At 60.8% G+C, this 19,494-nt stretch carries 16 protein-coding genes; 12 read left to right on the top strand and 4 right to left on the bottom strand.

Features of this window, described 5'->3' with window-relative positions; genetic code table 11:
* Positions 1 to 96 precede the first annotated feature (96 nt).
* On the bottom strand, positions 97 to 1,947 hold the full coding sequence (ilvD, locus tag ABWV42_RS05860; RefSeq protein ID WP_353339279.1) for a dihydroxy-acid dehydratase: 1,851 nt from the start codon (positions 1,945 to 1,947) through the stop codon (positions 97 to 99).
* A gap of 450 nt (positions 1,948 to 2,397) precedes the next feature.
* Here ilvD and ABWV42_RS05865 point away from each other — a divergent pair, with 450 nt between their 5' ends.
* The 11 genes from ABWV42_RS05865 to ABWV42_RS05915 all read left to right on the top strand — a co-directional run bounded on the left by ABWV42_RS05865 (position 2,398) and on the right by ABWV42_RS05915 (position 16,365).
* Positions 2,398 to 3,231, top strand: a complete 834-nt coding sequence (locus tag ABWV42_RS05865; protein WP_353339280.1) for an alkaline phosphatase family protein — start codon at positions 2,398 to 2,400, stop codon at positions 3,229 to 3,231.
* 118 nt (positions 3,232 to 3,349) lie between these two features.
* Positions 3,350 to 4,090, top strand: coding sequence for an SDR family oxidoreductase (locus ABWV42_RS05870; protein ID WP_353339281.1), 741 nt, complete (start codon positions 3,350 to 3,352; stop codon positions 4,088 to 4,090).
* 150 nt (positions 4,091 to 4,240) lie between these two features.
* Complete coding sequence (locus tag ABWV42_RS05875; protein WP_255107465.1) at positions 4,241 to 4,825, top strand: ANTAR domain-containing response regulator; 585 nt, start codon at positions 4,241 to 4,243, stop codon at positions 4,823 to 4,825.
* Positions 4,822 to 5,997, top strand: coding sequence for a CmpA/NrtA family ABC transporter substrate-binding protein (locus ABWV42_RS05880; RefSeq protein ID WP_353339282.1), 1,176 nt, complete (start codon positions 4,822 to 4,824; stop codon positions 5,995 to 5,997). Before ABWV42_RS05875 ends, ABWV42_RS05880 begins: the two co-directional genes overlap by 4 nt.
* 262 nt (positions 5,998 to 6,259) lie before the next feature.
* Positions 6,260 to 7,624: a CmpA/NrtA family ABC transporter substrate-binding protein gene (locus ABWV42_RS05885; protein WP_255107469.1), complete on the top strand. Its 1,365-nt coding sequence runs from the start codon at positions 6,260 to 6,262 to the stop codon at positions 7,622 to 7,624.
* 106 nt (positions 7,625 to 7,730) lie between these two features.
* Positions 7,731 to 8,804: an ABC transporter permease gene (locus tag ABWV42_RS05890; RefSeq protein ID WP_255107471.1), complete on the top strand. Its 1,074-nt coding sequence runs from the start codon at positions 7,731 to 7,733 to the stop codon at positions 8,802 to 8,804.
* A 5-nt stretch (positions 8,805 to 8,809) separates the two neighbouring features.
* Positions 8,810 to 10,498 (top strand): ABC transporter ATP-binding protein, encoded by a 1,689-nt coding sequence (locus ABWV42_RS05895; RefSeq protein WP_353339283.1) that lies wholly within the window; start codon positions 8,810 to 8,812, stop codon positions 10,496 to 10,498.
* A gap of 5 nt (positions 10,499 to 10,503) precedes the next feature.
* Positions 10,504 to 10,923: a globin family protein gene (locus ABWV42_RS05900; RefSeq protein WP_353339284.1), complete on the top strand. Its 420-nt coding sequence runs from the start codon at positions 10,504 to 10,506 to the stop codon at positions 10,921 to 10,923.
* 2 nt (positions 10,924 to 10,925) lie between these two features.
* Positions 10,926 to 13,373 (top strand): nitrite reductase large subunit NirB, encoded by a 2,448-nt coding sequence (gene nirB / locus ABWV42_RS05905; RefSeq protein ID WP_353339285.1) that lies wholly within the window; start codon positions 10,926 to 10,928, stop codon positions 13,371 to 13,373.
* Complete coding sequence (gene nirD / locus ABWV42_RS05910; RefSeq protein ID WP_353339286.1) at positions 13,370 to 13,702, top strand: nitrite reductase small subunit NirD; 333 nt, start codon at positions 13,370 to 13,372, stop codon at positions 13,700 to 13,702. Before nirB ends, nirD begins: the two co-directional genes overlap by 4 nt.
* Complete coding sequence (locus tag ABWV42_RS05915; protein ID WP_353339521.1) at positions 13,702 to 16,365, top strand: molybdopterin-dependent oxidoreductase; 2,664 nt, start codon at positions 13,702 to 13,704, stop codon at positions 16,363 to 16,365. The genes nirD and ABWV42_RS05915 overlap by 1 nt, the downstream gene beginning before the upstream one ends.
* A 31-nt stretch (positions 16,366 to 16,396) precedes the next feature.
* Here the strand turns inward: ABWV42_RS05915 and ABWV42_RS05920 are convergent, their stop codons facing one another.
* On the bottom strand, positions 16,397 to 17,542 hold the full coding sequence (locus tag ABWV42_RS05920; RefSeq protein WP_353339287.1) for an alpha-D-ribose 1-methylphosphonate 5-triphosphate diphosphatase: 1,146 nt from the start codon (positions 17,540 to 17,542) through the stop codon (positions 16,397 to 16,399).
* A 49-nt stretch (positions 17,543 to 17,591) separates the two neighbouring features.
* On the opposite strand from ABWV42_RS05920, the gene ABWV42_RS05925 reads away from it, so the two are divergent.
* Positions 17,592 to 18,290, top strand: coding sequence for a DUF1045 domain-containing protein (locus ABWV42_RS05925; RefSeq protein ID WP_353339288.1), 699 nt, complete (start codon positions 17,592 to 17,594; stop codon positions 18,288 to 18,290).
* Here ABWV42_RS05925 and phnN read toward each other — a convergent pair.
* Positions 18,272 to 18,814 carry a phosphonate metabolism protein/1,5-bisphosphokinase (PRPP-forming) PhnN gene (gene phnN, locus ABWV42_RS05930; protein ID WP_353339289.1) on the bottom strand — a complete coding sequence of 181 codons (543 nt, stop codon included), beginning with the start codon at positions 18,812 to 18,814 and terminating at the stop codon, positions 18,272 to 18,274. The genes ABWV42_RS05925 and phnN overlap by 19 nt on opposite strands.
* Positions 18,814 to 19,494, bottom strand: coding sequence for a phosphonate C-P lyase system protein PhnL (gene phnL, locus ABWV42_RS05935; protein WP_353339290.1), 681 nt, complete (start codon positions 19,492 to 19,494; stop codon positions 18,814 to 18,816). The genes phnN and phnL overlap by 1 nt, the downstream gene beginning before the upstream one ends.

Here is a 19,494-nt window from a genome sequence, read left to right on the forward strand (position 1 = left end):
ACGGAAGCCACCTAGGTAAACCGCTTGGCACAAGGCGCGGAAAACGCAAACGGGGCCGCCAAGGCGACCCCGTTCCAATCATGGCTTCAGAAGTGTTTAGTCTTCTTCGTCGAGCATACGAACCGCGCCCAAAGACGCGTTCGAAACATGCGCGGCATAGACCTTGAGGGCCTTCGACACCGCGCGCGGACGACCCTCGGCCTTCCAGACCTTCTTGTCGGCTTGCGGGTGGTTGGCACGGCGTTCGGCCAGAACCTCATCGCTCACATCCAGATGGATCGTGCGGTTGGGAACCGAGATCTTGATCTTGTCGCCGTCTTCCACAAGCGCGATCACGCCTTTCTCGGCGGCTTCCGGCGAAGCGTGACCAATCGAAAGGCCAGCGGTACCGCCCGAGAAACGGCCATCCGTCAACAGCGCACAGGTCGTATCCAGCTTCTTCGACTTAAGGTAAGCGGTCGGATAGAGCATCTCCTGCATACCCGGCCCACCTTTCGGACCTTCATACCGGATCACGACCACCGAATAAGGCTGAACCTCGTTCTGCAGAATGCCGTGCATCGCGTCTTCCATGGATTCGAACACCTTCGCAGTGCCTTCGAACTCATACATTTCCTTGATCACACCGGCGGTCTTCAGGATACACCCCTGCTCGGCAATGTTGCCGAACAACACGCAAAGCCCACCCTCTTCCGAATAGGCGTTGTCAAAATCACGCACACAGCCGTCTTCGATGTCGAGATCAAGCTCCGTATACATGCGCGACTGGCTGAACGCCTCGGTGGTGCGCACACCACCCGGCGCGGCGATGAACAGGTCACGCGCTTCGTTGCCTGCGCTTTCACGGCGCACATCCCACTTGTCGATGAACTCACCAACGGTCTTTTCATGTACCGTGGCACAGTGGCGGTGAATTTTGCCTTCGCGATCCAACTCGCCCATGATCCGGGCGATACCACCGGCGCGGTGAACATCTTCCATGTGGTACTTGGGCGTCGAGGGCGCCACTTTACACAGATGCGGGATCTGGCGGCTCATCCGGTCCATGTCAGCCATGGTGAAATCAACGCCACCCTCATGCGCGATCGCCAGCAGGTGCAGAACCGTGTTGGTCGAGCCACCCATCGCGATATCCAGCGCCATCGCGTTCTCGAAAGCTTCGAAATTGGCGATACCACGCGGCAGGGCGGTCTCGTCACCGTGCTTGTACCAGCGTTCGCAAAGTTCGATGATCTTGTGACCGGCTTCCTCGAACAGACCACGACGTTTCGAGTGTGTCGCCAGAAGCGAACCATTGCCCGGCAGCGCAAGGCCCAGCGCCTCGGCCAGACAGTTCATCGAGTTCGCGGTGAACATGCCCGAGCAGGACCCGCAGGTCGGACATGCCGAGCGCTCGAGCTTTTCAACTTCCTCTTCGGAACGATCTTCATCGGTCGCGCCCACAATCGCGGTCACGAGGTCGGCCTTGTGCTCGCCGTCCTGAAGGATCACCTTACCGGCTTCCATCGGACCACCCGAAACAAAGATCGCAGGGATGTTCAGGCGCATTGCCGCCATGAGCATACCGGGGGTGATCTTGTCACAGTTCGAGATACAAACCAGCGCGTCGGCACAGTGCGCATTGGCCATGTACTCGACACTGTCCGCGATCACTTCGCGTGAGGGCAGCGAATACAACATGCCGTCATGGCCCATTGCGATACCGTCATCCACCGCGATGGTGTTCATTTCCTTGGCAACACCGCCCGCCTTCTCGATCTCGCGCGCAACCAGCTGGCCCATGTCCTTGAGGTGGACGTGACCGGGCACGAATTCGGTGAACGAGTTGACCACTGCCACGATCGGCTTGCCGAAATCCTCGGTTTTCATACCGGTCGCACGCCACAGGGCGCGCGCAGCTGCCATACGGCGGCCAAACGTGGACGTCTTAGAGCGAAGATCAGGCATTGCGGCTCTCCTTGAGATAGCTGTTTCCCTGCATATGGGGTTGATCCCGACGGGTGCCATCAGAAATGCGCATTTGCAAGCCGGAACGGCAATTTTATTACCAGAATCCCCCTGTTTTCCTAAGAAACACGATCGCCCTGAAAGGAGTCCCTTTCGGCGGAGCAAAAGACTGGCCGAAATAGCCTGCCCCTCTCCAATCAACAAGCGATTCTCCGACGGTTACGTACGGCGCAAAGGCAAGCCATCGATAAGCAAGTGCAAGCCATTAAAATTTTAATCCTAATAGCAAAAAACACCCTCAATTGATGAAATCACCCGCCCATGACACAAATTCTTCATCCAAATTCTCTAGCGCACGGCACGAAAACGGCTGGTCTGTCGCAGTTAGGCCAGCCGGAAAACACACTCGCCATTCATTCTTCAGGAAGAAGCTCGAAAAGGAACGCGCAAATGGATCGAAAAGTCATCCTCGTCATCATGGACGGCACTGGCTACAACGCTGCCCTGTCCCAATGCGGCTACCTCGAAGGCGCCGTCGAACTTGGTCAGGCGCGGCGCTGGAAGATGCAGACGGCCCTGCCTACGCTGTCCGGACCGATGTACGAGACCATTCACACCGGACTATGGCCGCACGAACACGGCATCGCCTCGAACGAAGGCATGCGCGCATCGACCTCGGCCAATGTCTTCTCGCTTGCGCGGTCCGCGGGCAAGACCACGGCTGCCGTTGCCCAGGAATACTATCACCGCCTCTATGTCGATCGCCCCTGGGATCGGCTGCGTTCCATCGAACACCACGATCCCGACACCGACATCCAGCACGCCCGTTTCTACTCGATGGAGGGCTATGGACCGGTCAACGCCGTTGCCCCCGCCGAAATCGACCTCTGCGCGCAGATGACGATCCTCGCCGAAGCCCACCAGCCTGACTACCTGCTGCTGCACACATGCGCGGCGGACACCCTTGGCCACACCTATGGCGGCACCAGCGCCGAGTATCACTTTCAGGTCTGGATGATCGACAACGCCCTGTCCCGCGCGGTCCCGACATGGCGTGAACTTGGCTACGAGGTCATGGTCACCGCTGACCACGGCATGAACGCCGACAAACACCACGGTGGCACCGAAGACATCATGCGGGATGTCGCCTTCTACTATTTCGGGGATGCAGAAGGCCCTGATGGCGACACGGTCCTGAGCCAGCTTGGCATCGCCGCCACGATCCTTGAGCGCATGGGCGTTGAACCGGATACCGGGATGCGCCCGTCCTTCCTGAAAGGCTGAAGAGGTTGCGGGCGGTCCAACGGGCCGCCCTTCCATGTTTTCCTTCCCACAAGCCGCGACAGCCCCTAGCCTGAAATCACAAGACGATCCGAGAAACGGATCGCAAGGGAGGAACATCGTGAGACTAGAGAACAAGACCGCCATCGTCACTGGCGGAGCTTCCGGCTTTGGTGCGGGCATCGTACGGAAATTCGTGGCCGAAGGTGCCACCGTCATGATCGCGGACATCAATGCCGAAGCGGCGCAAGACATGGCTGCCGAGGTCGGGGGTTTGGCGCAAGAAGTTGATGTCGCCGACAACATCAGCGTGCGCACCATGATCGGCGCGGCCCAATCGGCCTGGGGAAAGGTCGACATTCTGGTCAACAACGCGGGCGTCACCCACCTGCCAGCACCGCTGGACACTATCAGCGAAGAAGACTTCGACACCGTGTTCGCCGTGAACTGCAAATCGGTCTACCTGACGGCTCGCCATCTCGTGCCATTGATGAAATCCCGTGGCGAAGGGGCCATCCTCAACGTCGCCTCGACCGCAGGCATCAGCCCGCGTCCCAACCTCAACTGGTACAACGCCTCGAAGGGATGGATGAACACCGCAACCAAGACCATGGCCGTGGAACTCGCCCCCTTTGGCATCCGCGTAAACGCCCTGAATCCGGTGGCAGGGGAAACCCCGCTGCTCAAGTCCTTCATGGGGGAAGACACCCCCGAAATGCGCCGCAAGTTCCTGTCGACAATTCCGATTGGACGTTTTTCCACTCCTGAAGACATGGGCAATGCCGCCTGTTTCCTGAGTTCGGACGAAGCTTCGATGATCACCGGAACCTGCATGGAGGTCGACGGAGGGCGCTGTATCTAGCGATTCAGAATCGCTCATCCAGCAAGCAGATCGCCTAAAATTTCAGACATTTCCGGAAAGGGAATGCTGCATCGCAGCGGAACCTCTGGTACCACCCAGCTCCTCTCATTAGCCTCGTAGCGTGCGAACAAGCGGGGCAAGAACGGGGCCGTGCCAGAATCTCTTTCCATAATCATTGTCGAACAGGACAAGGATCGCGCCGAAGCCATCGTTGACAGCATTCTGGAAACCGGCGCTCACGAGATCCGGGTTCTGTCGGAACCAACCGGCCTTGCCCGCTTTGTGGCCGAGTTCGACCCGGATATTGTTCTGGTTGATGTCGCCAACCCGTCCCGCGACACGCTCGAAGAACTGGCGCTCGCCTCCTCTCCCTTAGACCGGCCCGTCGCCATGTTCGTGGACCGCTCCGACGACAGCCTGACCAAGGCCGCCATCGACGCCGGTGTTTCGGCCTATGTCGTAGACGGGTTGCGCGCCGACCGGATCAAACCGGTCATGGATGCGGCCATTGCACGGTTTCACGTCTTCCAGCGCATGCGCACCGAACTCGAGGCAACAAAACGCGCCCTCGAAGAACGCAAGATCATCGACCGCGCAAAAGGTATCGTCATGCGCAACCGCGGCATTGGCGAAGACGAAGCCTATGCCCTGATCCGCAAGACCGCGATGGATCAGGGGAAAAAGCTTGTCGATGTCGCCCAGGCCCTCGTCACTGCGGCGGAGCTTTTGTCATGAGGACGGTTTCACTGAACGTCGGCTTCATGCCCCTTGTCGATGCCGCCCCCCTCGTCATCGCGCGGGAACTGGGCTTTGCAGAAGAAGAGGGGCTCGACCTGTCGCTTCAAGGCGCACCTTCATGGTCGACCCTGCGGGACCGCTTGGCGCTTGGCCAGATCGAAGCGGCGCATATGCTGTCACCGGTTCCGATTGCAATGGCCCTCGGCCTCGGCGGAATGGCCACGCGCTTTGATGCCCTGTGCGTTCTGTCCATCAACGGCAACGTCATCGGCGTCTCTCGCGAGATGGCCCAGGACCTCATGGCAAACGGCGCTCGGCTCGATTTCCTCGACGCCACAACAACCGGTCAGGCCCTTTCCGCCTTAAACAAGGACATCCGGATCGGTGTTCCCTTCCCGTTTTCGATGCACGCCGAACTCCTGTACTACTGGCTCGACAGCATCGGCTTACCCTCGCCGCAGGGCCTCGATGTGCGCACCATCCCCCCACCGCTAATGTCGCAGGCCATCGCGGCCGGTGAAATTGACGCCTTCTGCGTCGGTGAACCTTGGGGGTCCATTGCCGTCGAAAACGGACATGGAGAACTCATTCTGCCGGGCCAGTCGATCTGGCAATTCGCTCCGGAAAAAGTTCTGGCCGTGCGCCATGACTGGGCCGAAGCCGAACAGGATCTGACGGGGCGCCTTATGCGGGCGGTCTGGAAAGCGGGTCGCTGGCTGGGTGATCCAACCAAACTGTCGACGATTGCCGAAGTGCTGTCGTGGCCGGAATACCTCGGGGTCAGCGCGGAAATCATCGAACGCGCCCTGTCCGGGCAGATGGTGATCTCGCAGCGAGGCGAAACCCGCCGTGTTCCGCGCATGATCGGCTTTTTCGAAGGCGCGGCAAGCTTCCCGTGGAAATCCCAGGCCGCCTGGATCGGCAACCGCATGGCAACGCGCTTCGGACTGGACCGCGTGCAAGCCGCAAAGGCCGCATCGGACGTCTTCCGCTCCGACCTCTACAGAAAACACCTGGCCTCAACCGGCGCGGAAATGCCCGGCGCATCCCAAAAAGTCGAAGGCGCAATCTCTGTCCCAACCCCTGTGGCCTCCAAGGCGGGCACCCTGATTCTTCAGCCGGACCGCTTTTTCAACGGTGCAATCTTCGACTCGAGCCAGACGAGTTGATTAAAAATTATGCAATCCCTCGCACATTGCGGCATTGCAGCATTAAATTCGCACTCGCAGCATCCCCCAACCTTGTTCGCCGACACTTCAATCGCCTTAATGGTCCCAAGACGGAGCAATGGCGTTCCGTTGTCACCTCCTCCCATAGACTTGGGAACGCTGAGCAAAGCCGCTCGACCCGCTGCCTTCGAAGGGCAGTGTGCGTCAGCGGCTTTTTTGTTTTTTTACCGCCCGCGAACAGGGCCACATCGAGGAAAGACACATGAAACGGATTGCATCCATCCTCGCGGCGACCACCATGATGGTCACACCCGCAATGGCAGAACTGGAACTCGAAAAAGACGAACTGACCTTCGGCTTCATCAAGCTGACCGACATGGCACCTCTGGCCGTCGCCTATGAACAGGGCTTCTTTGACGACGAAGGCCTCTTCGTGACGCTGGAAGCACAAGCCAACTGGAAAGTGCTGCTGGATGGTGTGATCGACGGCCAACTCGACGGCGCGCACATGCTTGCAGGCCAGCCGCTGGCGGCCACCATCGGTTTCGGTACCGAGGCGCACATCATCACCCCCTTCTCGATGGACCTGAACGGAAACGGCATCACCGTATCCAACCAGATCTGGGAAGAGATGAAGCCGCACATTCCCCATGACGCCGAAGGCAAGCCGATCCACCCGATCTCGGCCAAGTCGCTCGCACCGGTTGTCGAAAAGTACAAATCCGAAGGCAAGCCCTTCAACATGGGCATGGTTTTCCCGGTTTCGACCCACAACTATGAACTGCGCTACTGGCTCGCAGCTGGTGGCCTCGAGCCCGGCTTCTACAGCCCCGAAAACATCACCGGCCAGATCGGCGCAGACGTTCTCCTGTCGGTGACCCCGCCGCCGCAAATGCCCGCCACCATGGAAGCCGGCACCATCTACGGCTACTGCGTAGGTGAGCCCTGGAACCAGCAGGCCGTCTTCAAAGGCATCGGCGTTCCGGTCATCACCGACTACGAACTCTGGAAAAACAACCCCGAGAAAGTCTTCGGCATCACCGCAGAATTCGCCGAAGAATACCCGAACACCACCCTCGCCGTGGTCAAGGCCCTGATCCGCGCCGCGATGTGGCTTGACGAGAACGACAACGCCAACCGTCCCGAAGCCGTGAAGATCCTGTCGCAACCGGAGTACGTGGGCGCCGACTATGAAGTGATCGCCAACTCGATGACCGGCACCTTCGAATACGAAAAGGGTGACAAGCGTGAAGTTCCTGACTTCAATGTGTTCTTCCGCTACAACGCGACCTACCCGTTCTATTCGGACGCCGTCTGGTACCTGACCCAGATGCGCCGCTGGGGTCAAATCGCCGAGGCCAAGCCGGACAGCTGGTATGACGAGGTCGCCAAATCGGTCTACAAGCCCGAAATCTACCTCGAAGCTGCCAAGCTCCTGGTTGAAGAAGGTCTCGCCAATGAAGCCGACTTCCCCTGGGATAGCGACGGCTACAAGGCACCGACCCCGGCCGAAGACATCATCGACGGCATTGCCTATGACGGCAAAACCCCGAACGCCTACCTCGACAGCCTGCCGATTGGTCTGAAAGGCCAACAGAAAGTCGTCGGCACCGAGGTCCAAGGCTGATCTCTAGCGAGCCACAATTCCCTCCCCCTCACAGGGGGAGGGCAAGCGAGCGGGTCTGACCCGCCCCGCGACGGGAGCCGCGCCTCCCCCAACAGAAAGCAAGCCCATGACAACCGTAGATCCCGATTTCGCAGAACGGGAAGCCCGCCGCGCCCGTCTGTTTACCCGCATCAACAAGGCCGACACCTGGTTCCAGGTCCTTGGCCTCAGCTTCCTCACACCCGTTTTGAAAGCCCTCGCCGGTGACAACCCGCGCGCCCAGGTCAAGGAAATCTGGCGCCTGCTTGGAGTTCCGCTGCTGGCGATCTGTGCCTTCCTGTTCCTGTGGGGGTCGCTCGCACCCACCGTTCAAACATCTCTCGGCGCGGTTCCCGGTCCGGCACAGGTCTGGTCCGAAGCCGTCAACCTGCACGAGGACGCGCAGGCAAAGGCCGCGAAAGAGGCCAAATTCTATGACCGCCTCGAAGCCCGCAACCAGAAATACATTGAGAAGGGCCAGCCCGAGAAGGTCAAGAACATCGCCTACACCGGCGCGCCGTCCTACTACGATCAGATCTGGACCTCGATCAAAACCGTCTTCTTCGGCTTCCTGATCGGTTCGATTGTCGCGATCCCGCTGGGCATCCTCGCAGGTCTGAGCCTGACCGCCAACGCCGCCATCAACCCCCTGATCCAGATCTTCAAACCGGTCTCCCCGTTGGCCTGGCTGCCCATCGTGACGATGGTTGTCTCGGCGACCTACACCGTGGATGACGGCCTGTTCTCGAAATCCTTCCTGAACTCGGCGATCACCGTGACCCTGTGTTCGCTCTGGCCGACCCTGATCAACACCTCCCTAGGTGTGGCCTCCATCGACAAGGATCTGGTGAACGTCTCCAAGGTTCTGAAAATGAACACCTGGACCAAGATCACCAAGCTGGTCCTGCCCTCTGCCCTGCCGCTTATCTTTACCGGCCTGCGCCTGTCGCTCGGTGTTGGCTGGATGGTGCTGATCGCCGCCGAAATGCTGGCCCAGAACCCCGGTCTCGGCAAATTCGTCTGGGACGAATTCCAGAACGGCTCGTCCAGCTCGCTGGCCAAGATCATGGTGGCCGTCTTCACCATCGGCATCATCGGCTTCCTGCTTGATCGTCTGATGTACGCCATCCAGTCGCTCTTCACCTTCAGCTCGAACCGGTGATCGCAATGAGCATTCTGAAATTCGACAACGTCAGCAAAAGCTTCGGTGAGGGCACAGCCCGCACCGAGGTCCTGAAAAACATCAATCTCGAGGTCGAGGAAGGCGAATTCCTGGTTCTGCTGGGCTTCTCCGGCACCGGCAAAACCACTCTGATCAACCTGATGGCAGGCCTCGAACAACCTTCGACCGGCGCTGCGACCTTCAAGGGCCAACCGATCACCGGCCCCGGCCCTGAACGCGGTGTCATCTTCCAAAGCTACTCGCTCATGCCCTGGCTTACGGTCAACGGCAACGTCTCCCTGGCGCTCGACTCGGTCTTCCCGAACATGCCCAAGGCCGAGAAAGCCGAAAAGGTTGCCCACTATGTCGACATGGTCGGCCTATCCCACGCCACCGCACGTCGCCCCGCCGAACTGTCGGGCGGTATGCGCCAGCGCGTGAACGTCGCCCGTGCACTCGCCATGAACCCCGAGGTTCTGCTGCTGGACGAGCCGCTCTCGGCGCTTGACGCCCTGACCCGCGCCAATCTCGCGGACGAGATCGAAGCGATCTGGCAGGCCGACAAGAAAACCTGCGTTCTCATCACCAATGACGTGGACGAGGCCATCATCCTTGCCGACCGCATCATCGCCCTGAACCCGGACGGCACCCTGGGCGAAGAGTTCCGCGTGTCCATTCCCCGCCCGCGCGACCGGATGGAAATGAACCACCACGACGGCTTCAAGCAACTGCGCGCCGACATCACCAAGTACCTGATGGACGTGGGGATCGAGGCCAAGGCCGACGTGACCAAGGAACTGCCCAATGTCACCGCCATCCACAACCTGCCCAAGGCTCAGGCCGACGTGAAGGCCAAGGAAAGCACGCGGACCGACAAGTATCTCGAGTTCTCGCAGCTGCATAAGATCTACCCGACCCCCAAGGGCCCGCTGACCGTTGTCGAAGACTTCGATCTCAAGCTCGAAAAAGGCGAGTTCATCTCGCTGATCGGTCACTCGGGCTGCGGTAAATCGACGGTTCTCACGATGGCCGCCGGATTGAACGAGATTTCCAAAGGCGTGATCAATCTTGATGGTCGCGGCGTTGTCGGGGCTGATCCCGAACGCGCGGTGGTCTTCCAATCCCCCAACCTCTTCCCCTGGCTCACCGCCAAGGAAAACGTGGCGATTGGCGTCGACAAGGTCTATCCCCGCGCCAGCCAGGCAGAGCGTCAGGACGTGGTAGAATACTACCTCGAACGCGTTGGCTTGGGCGACGCGATGGACCGCCCCGCGCACTCCATGTCGAACGGCATGAAGCAGCGCGTCGGCATCGCCCGCGCCTTTGCCCTTTCCCCCAAACTGCTCTTGCTGGACGAACCCTTCGGCATGCTCGACAGCCTTACCCGCTGGGAGTTGCAGGAAGTTCTCATGGAAGTCTGGGACCGCACCAAGGTAACCGCGATCTGCGTCACGCACGACGTCGACGAAGCCATCCTTCTGGCTGACCGCGTTGTCATGATGACCAACGGCCCGCAGGCCACGATCGGCAAGATCGTCGATGTTGACCTGCCGCGTCCGCGCAGCCGCAAGGCCCTGCTGCAACACCCCGACTACTACGAATTCCGCCAGGAAGTGCTCGACTTCCTCGAGGAGTATGAACACGGCGCAAAGCCCAAGCCAAAGGCCGAAAGCAAAGCCATCGCAGCGGAGTAAGACACATGGAAGAAACCCAGATCGCATTGGTCCAGGACAGCTTCAAAAAGGTCGCCCCGATCACAGCACAAGCCGCAGAGATTTTCTATGCGCGCCTGTTCGAGATCGCCCCGAATGTGAAGCCCTATTTCACGGGTGACATAGACGAACAGGGCATGAAGCTGATGACCACCCTTGGCGTGGTCGTAAATAGCCTGCGCGATCTGGACAAGATCGTACCCGTTGCCGAGCAACTGGCGATCAAACATGTCGAATACGGTGTGAAAGCTGAAGACTATGAACCCGTGGGGGCAGCGCTGCTCTACACGCTCAAAACCGGGCTGGGCGACGATTTCGACGCTGAAACCGAAGCCGCCTGGACAACCGCCTACACGACCCTTGCAGGCGTGATGACAAGTGCCGCCTACAAGACGGCAGCGGAGTAATCATGAAAAAGAAACTGATCATCATTGGTGCTGGCATGGCTTCGGGCCGTGCACTGGAGCACCTTATCGAACAGGCACCCGACGCCTACGACGTCACCCTGTTCAACGCGGAACCGCGCGGCAACTACAACCGCATCATGCTGTCGCCCGTCCTCTCCGGCGAGAAGACCTTCGAAGAGATCGTCACCCATACCGCCGAGTGGTACGAGGAAAACGGCGTCACCTGCCGGTTCGGCGAGCGTATCGTGTCGATCGACCGTCAGGCAAAGACCGTCACTGCGGAAAACGGCGATGTGCTGGCCTACGACAAGCTGATGTTCGGCACCGGCTCGAACCCGTTCATCATCCCGCTTCCCGGACATGATCTCGACGGGGTCATCGCCTACCGCGATCTGGAAGACACCAACCGCATGATCGCCCTTTCCGAGCAGCCCGGCGCCCGCGCCGTGGTGATCGGCGGCGGCCTTCTCGGGCTTGAAGCCGCCGCCGGTCTGAAAGCGCGCGGGGTCGAGGTCACTGTCGTGCACATCATGGGCCACCTGATGGAGCGCCAACTGGACGAAGCCGCCGGGTACCTGCTGCGCAAGGCTCTGGTAGACAAGGGCATCACCGTCATGTGCTCGGCCAACTCCAAGGAAATCCTTGGCGAGGATGGCAAGGTCAAGGCGCTTCTACTTGATGACGGCACGGAATTGCCCTGTGACCTTCTGGTCATGGCCGTGGGCATCCGCCCCAATGTCGCGCTGGCACAATCGGTCGGCCTGGACACGGACAAGGGTATCCTCGTCAACGACCAGATGGTCACCTCTGATCCCGACATCCTCGCTGTTGGGGAATGCGTGGAGCACAACGGTGCCATCTTCGGCCTCGTCGCCCCGCTCTATGATCAGGCCAAGGTCATCGCCAAGACCCTCATGCAGGAAGACGCCGCCTTCGTGAACAAGGAGGTCTCCACCAAGCTCAAGGTAACGGGATGTGACCTCTTCAGCGCAGGCGACTTTGCCGATGCCGAAGGCCGCGAAGACATCGTCTTCCGTGATCCCGCCCGCGGTGTCTACAAGCGCTTGGTCCTTGAAAACGACCGGCTGATCGGTGCCGTGATGTACGGCGACACCGCTGACGGTAGCTGGTTCTTCGGTCTCATCAAGGATGGCACCGATGTTTCGGACATGCGTGACACCCTGATCTTTGGCCCCGCCTACCAGGGGGGAGCCGCCGTGGACCCTATGGCGGCCGTTGCAGCCTTACCGGCTGACGCAGAAATCTGCGGCTGCAACGGCGTATGCAAAGGTCAGATCGTTGACGCCATCAATGGCGGTGCTACGACCCTCGAAGACGTGCGCGCCCAAACCAAGGCCAGCGGATCTTGCGGTACCTGCACCGGCCTGGTCGAACAGGTGCTTGCCTCCACGCTTGGCGATGATTTCGTCATCCCCGCAGCACAATCTGTCTGCGGCTGCACCGATCTCAGCCACGAAGATGTGCGCCGCCTGATCAAGTCGCAGGAACTCAAGTCGCAGGCCGCGGTCTGGCAGGAGCTGGGCTGGTCCACGCCCAATGGCTGCCACGTCTGCCGCCCGGCGATCAACTACTACCTGCTCGCCGACTGGCCCGTGGAATATCAGGACGATCCGCAATCACGCTTCGTGAACGAACGCAACCACGCCAACATCCAGAAAGACGGCACCTATTCCGTTGTCCCCCGCATGTGGGGCGGCGTCACCACGCCGGACGAACTGCGTGCCATTGCCGATGCTGCGGACAAGTATAACGTGCCAACGGTCAAGGTAACGGGTGGTCAGCGCATCGACCTTCTCGGCGTGCGCAAGGAAGACCTCCCGGCAATCTGGTATGACCTCAATCAGGCAGGCATGGTTTCGGGACACGCCTATTCCAAGGGCCTTCGCACCGTGAAGACCTGTGTCGGCACCGACCATTGCCGCGTCGCCACCCAGGATTCCACCGGCCTCGGCATCAAGCTGGAAAAGGAACTCTGGGGGTCCTGGACACCGCACAAACTCAAGCTCGGCGTTTCCGGCTGCCCGCGCAACTGCGCCGAAGCCACCTGCAAGGACATCGGCGTCATCTGTGTCGACTCCGGCTACGAAATCTCTGTGGCTGGCGCGGCCGGCATGGAGGTCAAGGAAACCGAAGCCCTGACCAAGGTCGACACCGAGGAAGAAGCGATCGAGATCATCACGGCCTTTACCCAGCTTTACCGCGAACAGGCCAAGTACCTCGACCGCGTGTTCAAGTGGGTCGCCAAGGTCGGCCTTGATTGGTGCAAGGAACAGGTGGTCGACGACCTCGAGAACCGCAAGGCGCTCGTCGCCCGCTTCGACCTCTCGCAAAGCGTCTATCGCACGGACCCTTGGGCCGAACACGCACAACCCCAAAAGGCCGCGACCTATGCGCCGCTGGCTGATCTGACACTGGAGGCCGCAGAATGACCTGGCTCGACATCGGAAGCATCAACGACATCCCCGAGCGCGGTGCCCGCATCGTGAAAACCAAGGTTGGCTGCGTCGCCGTGTTCCGGACGGCAGAAAACGAAGTCTTTGCAACAGCGGACCGCTGCCCCCACAAGGGCGGCCCGCTGTCCGAAGGCATCGTCCACGACCGCAAGGTCACCTGCCCACTGCACAACTGGGTTTTCAGCCTTGAAACCGGCGAAGCACAGGGTGCGGACGAAGGCCAGATCGACACCTACGCCGCCCGCGTTGTTGACGGTCGTATCCTTCTGGACGTTTCGCAACTTTCCAACCGGGTCGCCGCATGATGGACGGTGCAGACTTTCCCGCCGCCGTTTCGGACATTACTGCTGGCACAACGGTCTGCACCACCTGCCCCTATTGTGGCGTGGGTTGCGGGGTTCTGGCATCCCAATCCGATGCCGGCGACCCCAAGATCAAGGGCGACCCTGCACACCCTGCCAATCTGGGCCGTCTCTGCTCGAAGGGCTCGGCTCTCGGAGAGACTCTGTCACCCGACGGCCGCCTCCTTGCACCGCAAGTGGACGGACAAAGCACCGACTGGGACAGCGCGCTTGATCTTGTCGCCCACCGGTTCAAGGACACCATCGCCAAACACGGTCCCGACAGCGTCGCGTTTTATGTCTCCGGACAACTCCTGACCGAAGATTACTATGTCGCCAACAAGCTGATGAAAGGCTTCATCGGCTCGGCCAATATCGACACCAATTCCCGTCTCTGCATGGCCTCGACTGTTGCTGGCCACAAACGCGCTTTCGGCACCGATACCGTTCCCGGCATCTATGAAGATCTCGAACAGGCCGACCTGATCACGCTTGTCGGGTCCAACCTCGCCTGGTGCCACCCGGTGCTCTATCAACGCATTGTCGCGGCCAAAAAGGCGCGCCCGTCGATGAAGGTCATCAACATCGACCCGCGTCGCACCGCGACCTGCGACATTGCCGATCTGCACCTTCCAATCGCCCCCGGCACCGATGTCGCGCTTTTCAATCACCTGCTGTCGGAAATCCACCAGCAAGGCGCCCTCGACAGCGAATTCATTGCCAATCACGTCACCGGTTTCGAAGACGCCCTCAACGCCGCCAGCTCGGATTCCGTAGCCGCCACAGGCCTGCGCCACGAAGACATCACGCGCTTCCTGAGCCTTTGGATCGGTACCGAAAAAACCGTTACGATCTTCAGCCAGGGCGTAAACCAGTCTTCGCAGGGGACCGACAAGGTCAACGCGATCCTGAACTGCCACCTGGCCACCGGCCGCATCGGCAAGCCCGGCATGGGACCGTTCAGCGTAACCGGCCAGCCCAACGCCATGGGCGGGCGCGAAGTTGGCGGTCTGGCCAACATGCTTGCCTGCCACCTCGACATTGAAAACCCGGCCCATCGCATGACCGTGCGTGATTTCTGGGATGCCCCCGCCATGCCTGAGGTCGCAGGTCTGAAAGCTGTCGATCTCTTCGAAGCCGTCGGGCGCGGAGACATCAAGGCGCTTTGGGTCATGTGCACCAACCCTGCGGTTTCCATGCCCGATGCAGATGCCGTGCGCGATGCCATCTCCGGCTGCGACTTCGTTGTCGTCTCCGACCTCTCGAACACAACCGACACCGCCCGCCTTGCCGATGTGGTGCTTCCGGCCACCGGCTGGGGGGAAAAGGATGGCACCGTCACAAATTCGGAACGCATGATCTCGCGCCAGCGCCCGATCACCGCGCCGGTCGGAGACTCCCGCCACGACTGGGACATCATCAGCGACGTGGCCCGCCGCATGGGGTGGGCGGATGCCTTCGCCTACGAAACCCCGGCGGAAATTTTCCGCGAATACGCGGCGCTTTCCGGTCTCGCCGCTGGCCACGGACGTGATTTTGACATTTCGGGACTAAGCGACCTGAGCGACAAAGACTACGCGCTGTTCGCGCCTACGCGCTGGCCCATCCCCACCAAAGACAGCCAAAGCTCGCGTATGTTCAGCGATGGCAAGTTCTTCACCCCCTCCGGCCGCGCCAACATGCTGGCGGTCTCGCAATCGCCGGCCGCATCGGAAACGGCAAACACCTTCCGCCTCAACACAGGCCGCATCCGCGACCAATGGCACACCATGACCCGCACGGCCAAGTCGCCGCGCCTGAACAGCCACATGGGCGAACCTTTTCTCGAGGTACACCCACAAGACGCGGTGGCCATCGGCCTGTCACCGGCCTCGCTCGCCCGTGCCTCTTCCCCGCAGGGTTCGGCGATCCTGCGTGTGCTGGTCACGGACCGCGTACAACAGGGCAGCGTTTTCGCACCGATCCACTGGACGTCGGAATACACCGGCAACGGACGCATCAGCAGCCTCGTGAACAACCAGACCGATGCCATCTCGGGCCAGCCCGATTCCAAGGCGGCCCGTGTGCACATCGAACCGCTGAACCCGGCCTGGTATGGGTTCGCAATCTCGGCGCAGTCGATCGACCCCGACACCACCTACTGGGCCAAGGCCCGCCATTCCGGCGGCTGGCGCACGGAACTGGCCGACAACACCATCCCCGACGACTGGGAGGCCTATGCGCGATCCCTGTTCGCCGCCACGGATGCCGAAGTCTCCAGCGTGATCGACCCGAAGAAAGGCACGGCCCGCGTCGCCCTCCATCAGGATGGCCAACTGGTCGGCGCCCTTTTCGCGTCGCCAACCCCGGTCTCCGTGGCGCGCAGCTGGGTTTCCGGCCGATTGGGTGATGCGGACACCGCCGTCCTTGCAGGTTTCCCCGGTGCCGATCAGCCCGACCCCGGGGCAACCGTCTGCGCCTGTTTCAACGTGGGTATCAACACCATCACCGATGCCATCACCGCACAGAACCTGATGACCGTCGAACAGATTGGTATCGCTTTGGAAGCGGGCTCGAATTGCGGCTCATGCCGCCCCGAGCTCGCGGCCATTCTACAGGCGGCCCACTCCAAGATCGCCGCGGAATAAGACAGGCCCCGCCCTTTGGCGGGGCTTGCCATCACGCCACGCGGTTGCCCTTGCTCCAGACCGCACGCAGCGCTGGAACGCCCTCGGTCAGTCGGAAACGGATCAAATCCCCCTGCATCCCGGTCTCAAGACGCCCCCGATCATGCAGTTCGGTCATCTTCGCGGGCGTCGCCGTCACCGTCGCCAGCCCCTTGGCCATATCGCCCCAATGCTGCCCCAACTGAACCGCGCTCAGCAACAGAGAAGCAGGCACATAGTCCGACGAAATAATGTCGAGCAGGTCGAGATCCGCCAGATCAATCGCCGCCACGTTCCCCGAATGCGAACCGCCCCGCACAAGGTTGGGTCCGCCCATGATATTGGCGATCTGGTTCTCGCGACATGCTTTCGCCGCCTCAACCGTGGTCGGGAACTCTGCCAAATGGATGCCATAGCTTGCCGAAACCGCCACCTGTTCCGAGGTGGTGTCATCATGGCTTGCCAGGACCGCGCCAAACCGCTTGGCTGCATCCACCGTCGCCTTCTCGTGTTTTTCGCCAAGCTTCTCGCGCAGACCGAACAGGAAATCGCAATATTCCGAAAACCCGTCAGCGGGCATCGCGTATTTGCCGCGAATGTAGGATTCGAACTTGGACATGTCCGTGAACTGACGCTGCCCCGGCGTGTGGTCCATCAGGCTGACGATGCCAACACGATCCTCCGGGCCAAATTCCGCAAGCTCGTCGATCAGGGTCTCCGAACAGGTCTCGGCCCGCAGATGCAGGTGGTGGCTGATCTTCAACCCGCCATGTTCGCGCATCGACAGGATTTCGCTCGCCATCTGGCGCGCGTACTTGCCGTACTTCTTGTTCGGATCGGAAATGATCGACCCAACCCGGATCGCATCGAACACCGTGGTGATACCGACACTGGCCAGCTCTGCATCATGTGCGACGATCGCGGCCTGATGTGGCCAGTCAACCTTGGGGCGCGGATGGATATGGCGCTCAAGGTTGTCGGTATGCAGTTCGATAAGACCGGGCGCGACGAAATCGCCTTCGCAGTCTTCCGCGCCGGCAGGCACCGCTGTGCCGCTATCGACCGCGGCAATCATGCCGTCCTTAACAACGATACTGCCCCGTATGGTCTCATCAGGCAGAACCAAAGTGGCATTGGCGAGGATCATGTCTTGTGTCATCAGGATGTTACGCTGTTTTGGCAGTGGCGGGTAAACAATGGAGGCCCCGGTGCACGATAAGCCGCAATTTAGCAGATACGCTATCTATTACACGCCCCCCAATGGCGCGCTTGCCACTTTTGGCGCGCAATGGTTGGGCTGGGACATTGAAACGGGTTGCGCCGTGCCGCATCCCGAGATTGCCGGGCTGCCCGCCCCAATCTCCGAGATAACGGCCACGCCGCGCAAATATGGTCTTCACGGGACGATCAAACCCCCATTCAGACTGGCCGAAGGCACGACCGCAGACGGGCTCAAGGCGGGTTTCTCCGACCTCGCCGCGCAGTTGCCAGCCGTGTCTCTTGAGGGTCTTGAACTCACGCGCCTCGGCGGTTTCCTGGCGCTGACGATCAAGGGCAATCAAACCCCGCTGGCCGATCTCGCGGGGTCCGTGGTGCAACAGCTTGACGCCTTCCGCGCAAGCCCGTCCGAGGCCGAACTTGAACGCCGCCGCAAGGCCAACCTCTCGCCCCGACAGGAAGACCTCCTGATGCAATGGGGCTATCCTTACGTGATGGACGAATTCCGCTTTCACATCACCCTCACCGGCCGTTTGGGACGCAAGGATGCCGAGACGACGAAAGCCGCTCTTCAGCCTCACATCGCGGCATGTCTGCCCACGCCCTTCACGGTTGGCGACCTCACGCTGGTTGGCGAAGACGAGAATGGGATGTTCCACGAAATCCACCGCTACACCCTCTCCGGGTAGAGCGCAGCAAGGATGGTGGCGACGGTCTCTTCCAGAGCGCCATCATTCCAAACCTCGATCACGTCGTCCCCTTCGGGACGGTTAAGCCCTGCCCTCTCAAGACGACGCGCGATGTCTTCCGCGCTCTCTCTGCCGCGTGCGCCAAGCCGCGCGGCAAGCGTTTCGGGCGACGCGATCAATGACAACACGCGGAACCCGTCAAACGTCTCCCGCGCGCTGTCCAGCACGGCCCGCGAGAGGTTCACGAGCGCCACACTGCCATCCGGCTTGCCCTCAACTTCGCTGCGCGGGATGCCATAGGACAGGCCATGCGCATCCCACCACAAACAGAAAGCGCCAGACGCCACCCGGCGGTCGAACTCTTCCCGGCTGACACCGTCAAAATCTTCGCCACCGGCCTGGCTCGGTCGCGTAATCACGCGGCGCACCAAGGACACGCCGGGCACGGCGCTGGCCACGGCTTCCATCACCGTGTCCTTGCCCACCCCGGAAGGGCCGACCACCGCTATTAATCGCGCCGTCATCAGGCGGCCTGCGGCGTATAGACCGACACGTCGATCTCGCGGTCGCACACACGGTCACGTGCGGCTTCGTCGTGGAAGATACCAACGATCGCAGCCCCCCGCGCCTTGGCTTCCTCAATCAGCGTCAGAACAGTTTCGCGATTGGCCGCATCAAGGCTCGCCGTGGGCTCGTCCAAAAGCATCGCGGGATATTCGTGCGCGAACCCGCGTGCGATGTTCACCCGCTGCTGTTCCCCACCGGAAAACGACGTCGGGCTCAACGACCACAGGCGCTCGGGGATACGCAACCGGCTCAGAAGGTCACGCGCCCGCGCTCTTGCAACATCCCCATCCACGCCCACCGCCAAAAGCGGCTCGGCCACCACGTCAATGGTCGCCACGCGCGGCACCACCCGCAGAAACTGGCTGACATAACCAAGCGTTTCGCGCCGCAATTGCAGGATCTCTCGCGGCTCGGCCTTGGTGACGTCCACACCATCCACAAGGATGCTGCCCGACGCCGCCAGATAGTTCCCATAGATCATCCGCATCAGGGTCGACTTGCCGGCCCCCGAAGCCCCCGTCAGCGCCACGCATTGCCCGCGCGCCACGCTAAGGTTTGCCCCCTGCATCACAGGGATCACCACACCGCCCTGATTGTGCAGCGTGAACGTTTTGGAAAGATTGGTAATTTCAATCAT

The sequence above is a fragment of the Pelagimonas sp. KU-00592-HH genome, assembly GCF_040369695.1.
In the GTDB taxonomy this organism is placed as follows: Bacteria; Pseudomonadota; Alphaproteobacteria; order Rhodobacterales; family Rhodobacteraceae; genus Shimia.

Excerpts from the sequence above, each read along its gene's own strand:
- ABWV42_RS05890 (WP_255107471.1), top strand. The coding sequence starts at position 7,731 with ATGACAACCGTAGATCCCGATTTCGCAGAACGGGAAGCCCGCCGCGCC.
- phnL (WP_353339290.1), bottom strand. The coding sequence starts at position 19,494 with ATGATTGAAATTACCAATCTTTCCAAAACGTTCACGCTGCACAATCAG.
- ABWV42_RS05915 (WP_353339521.1), top strand. The coding sequence starts at position 13,702 with ATGGACGGTGCAGACTTTCCCGCCGCCGTTTCGGACATTACTGCTGGC.
- ABWV42_RS05900 (WP_353339284.1), top strand. The coding sequence starts at position 10,504 with ATGGAAGAAACCCAGATCGCATTGGTCCAGGACAGCTTCAAAAAGGTC.
- ABWV42_RS05895 (WP_353339283.1), top strand. The coding sequence starts at position 8,810 with ATGAGCATTCTGAAATTCGACAACGTCAGCAAAAGCTTCGGTGAGGGC.
- ilvD (WP_353339279.1), bottom strand. The coding sequence starts at position 1,947 with ATGCCTGATCTTCGCTCTAAGACGTCCACGTTTGGCCGCCGTATGGCA.
- phnN (WP_353339289.1), bottom strand. The coding sequence starts at position 18,814 with ATGACGGCGCGATTAATAGCGGTGGTCGGCCCTTCCGGGGTGGGCAAG.
- ABWV42_RS05880 (WP_353339282.1), top strand. The coding sequence starts at position 4,822 with ATGAGGACGGTTTCACTGAACGTCGGCTTCATGCCCCTTGTCGATGCC.
- nirB (WP_353339285.1), top strand. The coding sequence starts at position 10,926 with ATGAAAAAGAAACTGATCATCATTGGTGCTGGCATGGCTTCGGGCCGT.
- nirD (WP_353339286.1), top strand. The coding sequence starts at position 13,370 with ATGACCTGGCTCGACATCGGAAGCATCAACGACATCCCCGAGCGCGGT.
- ABWV42_RS05920 (WP_353339287.1), bottom strand. The coding sequence starts at position 17,542 with ATGACACAAGACATGATCCTCGCCAATGCCACTTTGGTTCTGCCTGAT.
- ABWV42_RS05865 (WP_353339280.1), top strand. The coding sequence starts at position 2,398 with ATGGATCGAAAAGTCATCCTCGTCATCATGGACGGCACTGGCTACAAC.
- ABWV42_RS05885 (WP_255107469.1), top strand. The coding sequence starts at position 6,260 with ATGAAACGGATTGCATCCATCCTCGCGGCGACCACCATGATGGTCACA.